Origin of the sequence: Saccharopolyspora elongata (genome assembly GCF_004348985.1) — a bacterium.
Classification (GTDB): domain Bacteria; phylum Actinomycetota; class Actinomycetes; order Mycobacteriales; family Pseudonocardiaceae; genus Saccharopolyspora; species Saccharopolyspora elongata.
Genome location: NZ_SMKW01000102.1, coordinates 1 through 11,625 on the forward strand (window position 1 = coordinate 1; position 11,625 = coordinate 11,625).

Below are 11,625 nucleotides of genomic sequence, written 5' to 3' on the forward strand. Positions count from 1 at the left end.
TCCCACCGGTCGCCCTCCCATGCCACCGCCTCCGCCGCCCGCTCCGCGACCGGTCGCGCCGCCGCCTCCGAACGCCGAAGCGACGCAGGTGCTCCGCACCCCGGCGAAAACCGAGGAACCGATCAACCTGTTCGACCTCGTCGGATTCGGCGATCCGGCCCAGGCCAAGCTCGACCAGGCCTGGCAGCCTCGCGGCTCCGAGGAGCGGTACCGGATCGCCATCGGCGTTGACGACCACGGCAGGCCGGTGCACCTGGACTTCAAAGAAACAGGCAGCGCCGTTGGCATTTTCGGCTCCGCCGGGTCCGGGAAGTCCGAGCTGTTGCGCACGATCCTGTTCGGGCTGGCCGCGACGCACTCCTCCGCCTCGGTCAACTTCGCCTGCATCAGCCGCGAGCACAACGACCAGGTCTGGCGCTCGCTCTACCCGATCCCGCACACTGCGCTCGCCGAACCGATGCGCTCGAACGACCTCACCGGCCGGCGGTTCGACGAGGCGCTGACCGGCCTGCTCGCCTGGCAGGTCGAGCAGTTCAACCGGTTGGACGTCGGGAACTTCGCCGATTACCAACGCCTCCAGGCGGAGTCCGATGCCGAGCCGATGCCGATGCTGCTGGTCACGGTCGACGACCTGCCCGGTGTCCTGCGCGACCGGCCCGGGTTCGCCGCGACCATCGACCGGCTGGTCCGCCACCGCCGCTCGGGGATCAAGCTGGTCTATACCGCGACCTCGGTGGAGCAGATCCCGCAGCTCGCAGGCGCGACCTCGGTGGAGCAGATCCCGCAGCTCGCAGGCGCGACCTCGACCCGCATCGTGCTGCGGACCAGCGAATCGGATTCGGTCAGGCTCATCGGCCGCGCCCACGACCTGCCCGATGCCCCGGGCAACGGGCTCCTGGCTCGCCCGAGCCAGGAGCCGATCCGCTTCCGCGCCGCTTACACCGACCTACCGCACGGGACGCCCCGGGGCGACTACTTCCAGACGATTCCCCAGATCTTCGCCGAGCGGATCCGGGGTCAGGGTCCGCCGGCCCGGCAGCTCATCCTGCCGCCGCCGGGCGAACCCCCGGCCGGAATCGACCTGCCGCTGAAGGCCACCGAGGACCGGGGCCTCAACGCCAAGCCGGAAACCCCGCTGAGCGTTCCCATCGGCGTGCTCGACAACCCCTTCCACCACCGGCACGAGCCGCTGCTGCTGGACCTCGCCGGCTCGGATGGCAACGTCGCGATCGTCGGCCGCCCGCGCAGCGGGAAGTCGACCGCCGTGCGCACGACCTTGCTGACCTTGGCGCTCACCCACACCCCGGCCGAAGTCCGCTTCCACTGCCTGGACTTCGGCGGCGGCGGGCTGGCCTCGCTGCGCGACCTGCCGCACACCAGGGTGGTGACCGCCAGCCACGACTCTGACTTCGTGGCGCTTGCCGTCGAGGAACTCGAAACGCTGCTGACCTGGCGGGAGGAATCCTTCGCGCGGCACGGCATCGCCTCGGTCGACGAGTTCCGCCGACGTCGACGGGAAGAACAGCTCGGTGAGGTCGCGACCGACCACTTCCTCGTCGTCGACGGCTGGCCCGAGGTGCACCAACACCCCGGCCTCGTCGATCGGATCTTGCGCCTCGCCCGGCGCGGCCTGTCCTACGCCACCCACGTGGTCGTCACTGCCAACCGCTGGGACGACCTGCCCCGCGAGCTGCGCGACCTCGCGGGCGGCCGCATCGAGCTGCGGCTGGCGGACCCGCGGGACTCGCTGATCTCCGCCGAGCACGCCGACTCCGTCCCACCGGACAAGCCCGGCAGCGGACTCCACAGTGGACTCCGATGCGCGATCAACGTCCCGGTGCTGGGCGACGAACTTCCGACCTACGCCGACGAGCCCTTGCCAGAAGACCTCGACGCGAAGACCCGCGAGCTCGTCAAGCGCATCGACGATTCCTGGTTCGGTGCCCGACCCCCGCAACTCCGCAGGCCGCCCGCCATCGTCGCCTGCGACGAGCTCCCCAGCGCCGAACCGGGCACCATCCCGCTCGGCCTCGACGGCAGCGACAGGCCGGTGCACTGCTCGGTGGCCAACAGCGCCGAGCACCACCTGCTGATCATGGGCGGCGAGAAGTCCGGGCGGAGCACGGCGGTGCGCACGGTGCTCCGCGGCATCTCCAAGGCCTACACCAAAGAGCAGGCGATGGTGCTGTGCATCGACTTCCGCCGCGAAAACCACTTGACGGACCTGGACGACCTGCTGCTGGCCTACATCCGCGCGCCGAAGGAGGCCGAATCCGCGCTCAGGGACACGGTGGCCGCGCTGCACAAGCGGCTGCCCGGCCCGAACACCGGTAAGCCGGACTGGTCGGGGCCGGAGGTGTTCGTCGTCATCGACGACTACGACCTGTTCGGCGGCGAACTCGCCAAGCTCTGCGGGATGTCGGAAGTGCTGCCCTGGGCCGCTGAGATCGGCCTGCACCTGGTCCTGGCGTGCGAAGGCCACCGCTACAACAACAGCGACACGATCATCCCGTTCGTCTCGAACAGCGCGACCAAGCTGGTCCTCAAGGACGCGCGCTGCCCGGCCGGCCTCAAGGGCGAACGCGGCCAGCAACCGCGCACCCCGGGCGAAGCGGTGCTCACCGGCCGGATCGACCAGGAGTACCAGCAGATCGCGCTCCGCGTGGCCTGGATCCCGCATCCGCTGGAAACCTGACCCGGAAAAGCGAGCGGGGCCATCCGGCACTCCGGATGGCCCCGCTCCTGCTTCGCCTCGCTAGGAGGCTTCACCCTTGCCCGGCTTCGCCTCGCCCTGCTCGGCCTCGGGTTCTTCCGCCGGCTCCGCTTCGGCTCGCTTCGCCCTCGCCGGGGCCGCCGCCGCTGCCTTCTGCTCGTCGAAGACCACCGGCACCTTCTTCAGGTGCTTGGTCATCGAGCGGATCAGGAACACCACCGCGATGGCGAACACCACCAATAGCACCAGCCCCACCGGGGAGGACTTGCCGAAGTCCTCGCCCTGGCCGCCCGGGTCCGGCGTCACGGGGACGGGCGTCTGCGCGAGCACGTAGCTGACCGCTTCCGTGGCACTCATGCGCATACCTTCTCCTGCACACCGGAGAACAGGTCGTCCTCCGGCAACGTGGTGTCGACCAGCGAGCGCACCAGTTCGTAGTCCTCGGTCGGCCAGAGCTCGCGCTGGATGTCGAGCGGGACCGCGAACCAGCGGCTGGTCGGGTCGATCTGGGTCGCGTGGGCGCGCAGCGCGTCGTCGCGCTGCTCGAAGTACTCCCCGCACTCGACCCGCGTGGTGACCCGCTCGTCCGGATCGGGGCGGGTCGAGTCCCACTTGGCCAGCCACTCGCCGTACGGGGACTCCATGCCCCTGGCCAGCAGCGCCTCGTGGAACAGCTGCATGCGCTTGCGGGAGAAGCCGTGCGAGTAGTACAGCTTCAGCGGCTGCCACGGCTCGCCCGCGTCCTGGTACAGGTCGGGGTCACCGGCCGCGTCGAAGGCCGCCACCGAGATCTCGTGGCACCGGATGTGGTCCGGGTGCGGGTAGCCGCCGTTCTCGTCGTAGGTGATCACGACGTGCGGGCGGAACTCCCGCACCACCTTGACCAGCTCGCGGGTCGAGACCTCCATCGGCACGGTCGCGAAGACGCCCTCCGGCAGCGGAGGCAGCGGGTCGCCCTCCGGCAGCCCGGAGTCGATGAAGCCGAGCCACCGGTGCTGCACGCCGAGGATCTTGGCCGCCTCGGCCATCTCCGCGCGGCGGACCTCCGTCAGGTTCTCGACGACCTCCGGCCGGTCCATGGCCGGGTTGAGGATGCTGCCCGCTTCACCGCCGGTGCAGGTGACAACCATCACTTCGTGCCCATCGGCCACGTAACGCGCGGTCGTCGCGGCACCCTTGCTGGACTCGTCATCCGGGTGCGCGTGCACCGTCATCAGCCGCAGCTTGTCCGCCATCGCCGGGTAATCCCCTCCTGCTTTGCAAGCATCTCTCATGAACACGGCCCCGCTGACAGGCCGCGGGACACCCCAGGGATACTTAACGTGGATGTCGGGTCCCATTGTTCCCGGTGGGTCCGACTTGCTCGGCGCCAGCCCCCGCATCACCCGTCCGCGGGCGGTGGCGAAGCCCGAAGTCGAAAGGCCGTCCAGCCCCGGTGACGAACCAGCAGATCCCGCAGGACCGGTACGGATCGCGTGCTCGCACGCGCCCGCGCCCGGCCCTCCGCTGGGTGCTGATCTCGGTCGTGCTGGTCACCCTGGTGGGCGTGGCGATCGTGGGCTACCGCAACCTCGGCAGCACGCCGATCCAGGGGAAGCAGATCGCGCACGAAGTGATCGACGACCACTCCGTGAAGATCGTTCTCGAGGTCCAGCGCGACGAGCCGCAGCGGCCCGCCGATTGCGTCGTGCGCGCCCGAGCCGAATCCGGCGAGGAAGTCGGTCGCAAAGAAGTTCTGATCCAACCTGCGGACGGCACCACCAGGCAGGAGACTGTGCTGCGGACCTCCGCCCGAGCGACCATCGGGGAGGTGTACGGCTGCACTTACAACGTTCCTGAATATTTGTCCACCCACCTACGGCCAACTGGGTGAACACCGGCGTACCACGCCGGGTGCAGGGAAAATCCCGCCCCGGGGTGTGGTGCTTCGTGCTATTGTCGACTTCAGCACGGTCCCGCGCGGGCCGTGTTTTTCCGTTACTTGGCCAATGGCCGAGAAATCAAAGGCGCGGAAATGCAATTCGCCCGTGGGGAAACGCGGGCCGCAGTCGACGAGGAGTGGTGACCGTGAGCGAGACCCAGGTGACCTGGCTGACCCAGGATGCTTACGACCGGCTCAAGGGAGAGCTGGACGAGCTCGTGGCCAACCGCCCGGCGATCGCCGCGAAGATCAACGAGGCCCGCGAGGAAGGCGACCTGCGGGAGAACGGCGGCTACCACGCGGCCCGCGAGGAGCAGGGGCAGATCGAGGCCCGCATTCGCCAGCTGCAGGAACTGCTGCGCACCGCCAAGGTCGGCGACGTGCCCACCGAGTCCGGCATCGCCCGGCCCGGCTCGGTGCTGACGGTCCGCTACGACGGCGAGGACGAGACCGAGAAGTTCCTGCTGGCCACCCGCGAGGAGGGCGCGCACGGCGAGCTGGAGGTCTACTCCCCGAACTCGCCGCTGGGCCGCGCGCTGCTGGACGCCAAGGAGGGCGAGACCCGGGAGTACGAGCTCCCCAACGGCGGCACCATGTCGGTAACCCTGGTCAAGGCCGAGCCCTTCGCCGGCTGAGCCCAGGAGTCTGCTCGGGTCGGCTTGCGTAGCGGTGCGGGTAGCGGAACCTCAGACGCCGCCTGGACTGTGGGAGCCCCGACTTACGTATGACCAAATACGCGGCTTCGGGGCTGTCCTCGCCAGACGACGTCTGAGAACCTGCGGCGGTGCCAGCTGCGAGAGGGGCTAAGCGGCTGCGCCGCTTCAATGAAAGAACGTGTTCAAGGACTGGCACCGAGACCGCGGGCGTCCCCGATCCAGGGGGCGCCCGCGGTTTTTCGCCCGCCGGGCGTCAGGCCTCCGGCCGGTCGTCCTCGGCGGCCAGCCGCTCCAGTAGCGGACGGACGCGCGGTGCGACCGGCGTGGACAGGGCGATCGAGGTCGAGGTTCGCCGCACCCCGGCCACCCCGACGACCTCGTCGATGACCCGCTGCAGGTCGGCGTTGGAGCGCGCGACCATCCGCACGAACAGGTCCCCCTGCCCCGTCGTCGCGTGCACCTCGCACACCTCGTCGATCGCCCCCAGCTGATCCGCCACCAGGCCCCGGTGCCCCTGGGCGATCTCCAGCACCGCGAAGGCCGTCAGGCCGTAGCCCATCGCCGCCAGGTCGAGCTCCGGCGGGAAGCCCAGCAGGACGCCGCGCTGCACGAGCCGATCCATCCGCGCCTGCACGGTGCCGCGCGCCACGCCGAGCCGCCGCGAGCACTCCAGCACCCCGAGGCGGGGTTCGTCGGACAGCAACAGCAGCAGCCTGGCGTCCAACGCGTCCAGACCCTCGGCATTGGGAGCCATGTCACACCCCTTGTTCAGGTTGACCAATCCAGCCAGCGGTTCGGCTTGAATACTGAACAGGTTGCGCAGCGAAATCAACGAGTGTTGCTCAGGATGACCTGCCCAGCGCACGCTGAGCCTCGTCACCGCTTCGGCGAACAACGGGAGGACATCGTGACCGGCACCGTCAACCACGGCAGCCAGACCGAGCAGCTCGACGACGTCACGTTCGACCAGATGAAGCGCCTCGTCGGCCTCGTCGAACACGACGATTCGAAGGACCCGTTCCCGGTCAAGGCGCTCGACGCAGTGGTGTTCGTCGTCGGCAACGCCACCCAGAGCGCGCTGTTCTACCAGGTCGCGTTCGGCATGGAGCTGATCGCCTACTCCGGTCCCGAGCACGGCAACCGCGACCACAAGGCCTACGTGCTGAAGTCCGGGTCGGCCCGGTTCGTGCTGAAGGGCGCGGTGGACCCGGACAGCCCGCTCGCCGACCACCACCGCCGGCACGGCGACGGCGTGGTGGACCTGGCGATGGAGGTGCTCGACGTCGACAAGTGCGTGGAGCACGCCCGCGCCCAGGGCGCCACGGTGCTCGAAGAGCCGCACGACGTGTCCGACGAGCACGGCACGATCCGGACGGCGGCCATCGCCACCTACGGCGAGACGCGGCACACGCTGCTCGACCGCAGCCGCTACACCGGCCCCTACCTGCCCGGATACGTCGTTCAGCGGGGCAGCTACGTCAAGCCCGCCGACGCGCCCAAGCGGCTGTTCCAGGCCGTGGACCACTGCGTCGGCAACGTCGAGCTCGGCCAGATGGACAGCTGGGTCGAGTTCTACAACCGGGTCATGGGCTTCGTGAACATGGCCGAGTTCGTCGGCGACGACATCGCCACCGACTACTCGGCGCTGATGAGCAAGGTGGTGGCCAACGGCAACCACCGGGTCAAGTTCCCGCTCAACGAGCCGGCCGTCGGCAAGCGCAAGTCGCAGATCGACGAGTACCTGGAGTTCTACCGGGGCTCCGGCTGCCAGCACATCGCGCTGGCCACCGGCGACATCATCAAGACCGTCACCGCGATGCGGGCCGCCGGCGTGGAGTTCCTGAACACCCCGGACGCCTACTACGACGATCCGGAGCTGCGGGCGCGGATCGGCCAGGTGCGGGTGCCGATCGAGACGTTGAAGGAGCACGGCATCCTGGTCGACCGCGACGAGGACGGCTACCTGCTGCAGATCTTCACGAAGCCGATCGGCGACCGGCCGACGGTGTTCTATGAGCTGATCGAGCGGCACGGTTCGCTGGGCTTCGGGAAGGGCAACTTCAAGGCGCTCTTCGAAGCTATCGAGCGCGAACAGGAACGCCGCGGCAACCTCTGACCCCCCAGGAATCCCGCGGTTCGATGTTTTCGCTGGTCACGGGTCCGTGAGTCTTTTGTGCTGCTATCGCGTCCCAAAAGACTCACGGCCTGCGGACCTGCCGGAACGCCGCTCCGGAGGCCGGCCCGGCCAACCCACCGCACCCGGCCCGGCGTCAGCCTTCGGCGGCGACGGTGAAGCCCGCGGCCCCGAGCTCCTCGACCACGTAGTGGCGGTGCTCGGGGCCGCGGGTTTCCAGGGATATCTCCACGTCCACCTCGCCCAGCCCAAGGGCGCCGGAGATCCGCGAGTGCTCGATGTCGAGCACGTTCGCCGACAGCTCGCCCAGCTTCGCCAGCAGGCCCGCCAGCGAGCCGGGCCGATCCGGCAGCCGCACCCGCAGTGACAGGTAGCGGCCCGCCGAACCCATGCCGTGCTGGATCAGCTGGAGCAGCAGCAGCGGGTCGATGTTGCCGCCGGAGAGCACCGCAACGGTCGGCGAGCGGACCTGCTCGGGGTGCTCCAGCAGCGCCGCGACCGAGGCGACCCCGGCGGGTTCGGCCACCAGCTTCGCCCGCTCCAGGCACAGCAGCAGGGCCCTGGACAGGGCCTCCTCGCTGACCGTCAGCACCCCGTCGACCAGCTCCGCGACGTGCGCGAACGTCACCGGGCCGGGCTCGCCGACCGCGATCCCGTCGGCCATCGTCTGGGCTTCGGCCAGCCGCACCGGTTTGCCCGCCGCCAGCGAAACCGGCCACGCCGCGGCCTGCTCGGCCTGCACCGCGAGAACCCTGACGTGCGGATGCTCCGCCTTCACCGCCGCGGCGATGCCCGCGACCAGCCCACCGCCCCCGGTGGGCACCACGATGCTGCGGACCTCCGGCAACTGCTCCAGGATCTCCAGCCCGACGGTGCCCTGACCGGCGACGATGTCGGGATGGTCGTAGGGGTGGATGAACTCCGCCCCGGTCTGCTGCGCGTGCTCCCGCGCCGCGGCGAGCGTCTCCTCCAGCACCGCGCCGTGCAGCCGGACGTCGGCGCCGTAGGACTTGGTGGCCGCGAGCTTCGGCAGCGGCACGCGCACCGGCATGAACACCGTGGCGTGGATGCCGAGCAACGATGCCGCGAGCGCAACGCCCTGCGCGTGGTTCCCGGCGCTCGCCGCGACGACCCCGGCGGCCCGGCGCGCCTCGTCCAACGCCAGCAGCCGCACGTAGGCGCCGCGGAGCTTGAACGAGCCGGTGCGCTGGAGGTTTTCGCACTTCAGGAAGACTTCGCCGCCGCAGTGCTCGCCGAGCACCCGGGAATGCTCCAGCGGCGTGCGCCGCGCGATCCCGGCGAGCTGCTCGCCGGCGTCGCGGATTCGGTCCAGACCGACCAGCCGCATGGGCCAATCGTGCCACCGCGAATCGCAGGCGACCCGGGTAGCACGTTCGGTACCCTCGGAGAAGCGGCCGGTCACCCGCAACCGGACGGCACCGCGACGAAGGCTGGTAGGGGCGAGCCGTCGCGGCGGGGATTCGAACGATCAGCGATCATCGGCGTACACCTGCCAGGTGTCGCGAGGTCCGCTGCCCGACGTCGGTGCCGGGGCTGCACACGGGAGGAAGCATGGCGCGGCTGATGCCAACGAATGGCGCGTTCCCGCAGGTCACCGGATTCGTCACGGCCGCGGCCCTGTCCGGCGCGGCGGTGTTCGCGGTGCTCCAGTCCGGCTGCGACGAACCGGGCTCCTACCGATCGCGCGACGGCGTGGTGGAGCTGATCGGCGGCTGCCTGAAACCGGACGACCTCCCGGTCAACCCCCGCCAGCCGGCCGACACCCGCCCGCTCGGCAGCGGCGACCCGGCCCTCGAACGCTGAACCCGGAGAAGGCCGCGATTCCCGTGGAATCGCGGCCTCCCCAGGTGGTTCGTCGTCAGCCGAGGGCCGTCAGGATGTCCTCGACCAGGTCGTCGGCCTCTTCGATGCCGACCGACAGCCGCACCAGGTCGGACGGGACCTGCAGCATCGAGCCGGCCGTGCTCGCGTGCGTCATCCGGCCCGGGTGCTCGATCAGCGACTCCACGCCGCCCAGCGACTCGGCCAGGGTGAACAGCCGGGTGCGCGAGCAGACCTCCAGCGCCGCCTCCTCGCCGTCGGCGTGCAGGAAGGAGATCATCCCGCCGAAGTGGCGCATCTGCTTCGCCGCCACCTCGTGGCCGGGGTGCTCCGGCAGGCCCGGGTAGAGCACCTTCGAGACCTTCGGGTGGCCGGTCAGCGCGGCGACGATGCGCTCGGCGTTGGCGCTGTGCCGCTCCATCCGCACCGCGAGGGTCTTGATGCCGCGCAGCGTCAGGAACACGTCGAACGGCCCGGGCACCGCGCCCGCCCCGTTCTGCAGGAACGCGACCTGCTCGGCGAGCTCGTCGTCGGAGGTGATCACCGCGCCGCCGACCACGTCGGAGTGCCCGCCCAGGTACTTGGTGGTCGAGTGCACCACGACGTTCGCGCCGAGCTCCAGCGGCTGCTGCAGGTACGGCGAGGCGAAGGTGTTGTCCACGACCAGCTTCGTGCCGGCGTCGCGGGAAACCTGCGCCAGGGCGGCGATGTCGCCGATGTTGAGCAGCGGGTTGGTGGGCGTCTCGACCCAGATCACCTTGGTGTTCGGCCGGATCGCCGCCCGCACTGCGTCCACATCGGACACCGGCGCGGGCGTGTACTCGACGCCCCAGGCGGTGAGCACCTTGTCCACCAGCCGGAACGTGCCGCCGTAGGCGTCGTCCGGGATGACCAGGTGATCGCCCGGCTTGAGGGTGGCGCGCAGCACCGCGTCGGTGGCCGCCATGCCCGAGGCGAACGCGCGCCCGTGCCGGCCACCCTCCAGCGCGGCCAGACATTCCTCCAGCGCGGTGCGGGTCGGATTGCCGGTGCGGGAGTACTCGTATCCGCCGCGCATGCCGCCCACGCCGTCCTGCGCGTAGGTCGACGTGGCGTGGATCGGCACGATCACCGAACCGGTCGTCGGGTCTGCCTCCTGGCCCGCGTGAATGGCGCGGGTGGCGAAGCCGTCACTCATGTGGAGCAGCGTACGGCCCGGCGGCCGATCCGCCGACTCGGGTCCGCGATGCGAAACGGCCCCCGACCGGGCAGGTCGGGGGCCGCTTCCGTGGATCAGCGCGTCACCACTGCGGGGGCTGCGGCGGCTGCTGCCCGCCGGCGGGCGGGAAGCCACCGGGCTGCTGGCCCGGCTGGCCGAACTGCTGCGGCTGGCCCGGCTGGCCGAAGCCACCCGGCTGACCGGGCTGGCCCGGCTGGCCGAAGCCACCGGCGGCGGCCGGAGCCGGTACACCGGAACCGGCGGCGGCGATGTACTGCCGGGTGCCCGGCAGGAACGCCAGCACACCGATGGCCGCGGCGATCAGGATCGCCACGATGGTGCCGACGATGGAGATGCCGGTGACGAAGCCGGTGAAGAGGGTCACCAGCTGGCAGATGGCGTACAGGCCCGAAGCGGCGACGACCAGGATCGGGCCGATGTTCTTCTTGAGGATGACCATGATCCCGCCGGCCAGCAGCACGAGGCTGGCGATCAGGAACCCGATGTACAGCGTCATCATCAGGCCGTACGGCGGGAGGTTGATCTCGGGGACCTCGATGCCGTACTCCTTGTACTGCTCGAGGTCAGCGGTGCTCTGCTCCAGCCAGGCGTACGTCGCGCCAAGGCCGAGCAAACCGATCAGGTTGAAGATCGCGCCGATGGCACCGATGGCGGTCGCGACCCAGCCGGCGGTCAGGGCCAGGCCCTTGCTGCCCTGGCCCTGGGCCGCGGGCTGGCCGTAGGCGGCCTGCGGCGGCTGGGCGCCGAAGCCGCCCTGGGCCTGCGGGGCCGGGAAGCCACCGCTGGGCGTGCCCTGCGGCTGCGAGGGGAAGCCGCCCGGCTGGCTCTGGGTGCCCGGCTGCTGGTACATCGGCTGCGGCGGCTGCATCGACGGCGGCACCATCGCGGTCGCCTCGGCACCGGAGCCCTGGCCGGCGAGGCCGGGCTGCTGGTACATCGGCTGCGGCGGCTGCATCGACGGCGGCACGACCTGGGTCGAGTCGGACGGTGGCTGCTGCTGGCCCTGCGGCTGGACAGGCCTGACGACCTGCGTCGCGTCGCTGCCGGCCTGGTTGGGGTCCTGCGGGTCCATCCGGTTCGAGATGGGGTCCGAACCCTGCTGACCGCCGTCCGGCGGCTGCGGAGAGCTCATCGGGTTGT

General features: G+C 70.3%; 11 protein-coding genes. 5 read left to right on the forward strand and 6 right to left on the reverse strand.

Features of this window, described 5'->3' with window-relative positions:
- Positions 1-2,695: type VII secretion protein EccCb (gene eccCb / locus E1288_RS41135; RefSeq protein ID WP_207954843.1), on the forward strand; the 2,695-nt coding region annotated here is incomplete at its 5' end.
- Between the two features lie 60 nt (positions 2,696-2,755).
- Here eccCb and E1288_RS41140 read toward each other — a convergent pair.
- Positions 2,756-3,070, reverse strand: a complete 315-nt coding sequence (locus E1288_RS41140; protein ID WP_132494085.1) for a hypothetical protein — start codon at positions 3,068-3,070, stop codon at positions 2,756-2,758.
- On the reverse strand, positions 3,067-3,948 hold the full coding sequence (mca, locus tag E1288_RS41145) for a mycothiol conjugate amidase Mca (protein WP_132494086.1): 882 nt from the start codon (positions 3,946-3,948) through the stop codon (positions 3,067-3,069). Before mca ends, E1288_RS41140 begins: the two co-directional genes overlap by 4 nt.
- 200 nt (positions 3,949-4,148) lie before the next feature.
- Here mca and E1288_RS41150 point away from each other — a divergent pair, with 200 nt between their 5' ends.
- The gene (locus E1288_RS41150) at positions 4,149-4,586 is read left to right on the forward strand and encodes a DUF4307 domain-containing protein (protein WP_207954844.1); all 438 of its coding nucleotides are present in this window, start codon (positions 4,149-4,151) and stop codon (positions 4,584-4,586) included.
- A gap of 194 nt (positions 4,587-4,780) precedes the next feature.
- Complete coding sequence (greA, locus tag E1288_RS41155; RefSeq protein WP_207954845.1) at positions 4,781-5,269, forward strand: transcription elongation factor GreA; 489 nt, start codon at positions 4,781-4,783, stop codon at positions 5,267-5,269.
- A gap of 274 nt (positions 5,270-5,543) precedes the next feature.
- On the opposite strand, the gene E1288_RS41160 is transcribed toward greA, so the two are convergent.
- Positions 5,544-6,044 (reverse strand): Lrp/AsnC family transcriptional regulator, encoded by a 501-nt coding sequence (locus E1288_RS41160; protein WP_132494088.1) that lies wholly within the window; start codon positions 6,042-6,044, stop codon positions 5,544-5,546.
- Positions 6,045-6,260: 216 nt separating this feature from the next.
- Here E1288_RS41160 and hppD point away from each other — a divergent pair, with 216 nt between their 5' ends.
- Positions 6,261-7,406 (forward strand): 4-hydroxyphenylpyruvate dioxygenase, encoded by a 1,146-nt coding sequence (hppD, locus tag E1288_RS41165; RefSeq protein ID WP_132494105.1) that lies wholly within the window; start codon positions 6,261-6,263, stop codon positions 7,404-7,406.
- Positions 7,407-7,560: 154 nt separating this feature from the next.
- Here the strand turns inward: hppD and ilvA are convergent, their stop codons facing one another.
- Positions 7,561-8,772, reverse strand: coding sequence for a threonine ammonia-lyase (ilvA, locus tag E1288_RS41170; protein ID WP_132494089.1), 1,212 nt, complete (start codon positions 8,770-8,772; stop codon positions 7,561-7,563).
- Positions 8,773-9,008: 236 nt separating this feature from the next.
- Between ilvA and E1288_RS41175 the strand changes: the two genes are divergently transcribed.
- The gene (locus E1288_RS41175) at positions 9,009-9,248 is read left to right on the forward strand and encodes a hypothetical protein (RefSeq protein ID WP_235884168.1); all 240 of its coding nucleotides are present in this window, start codon (positions 9,009-9,011) and stop codon (positions 9,246-9,248) included.
- Between the two features lie 55 nt (positions 9,249-9,303).
- Here the strand turns inward: E1288_RS41175 and E1288_RS41180 are convergent, their stop codons facing one another.
- Positions 9,304-10,443: a cystathionine gamma-synthase gene (locus tag E1288_RS41180; RefSeq protein ID WP_132494091.1), complete on the reverse strand. Its 1,140-nt coding sequence runs from the start codon at positions 10,441-10,443 to the stop codon at positions 9,304-9,306.
- 103 nt (positions 10,444-10,546) lie between these two features.
- On the reverse strand, positions 10,547-11,617 hold the full coding sequence (locus tag E1288_RS41185; protein ID WP_132494092.1) for a DUF4064 domain-containing protein: 1,071 nt from the start codon (positions 11,615-11,617) through the stop codon (positions 10,547-10,549).
- Between the last annotated feature and the right edge of the window lie 8 nt (positions 11,618-11,625).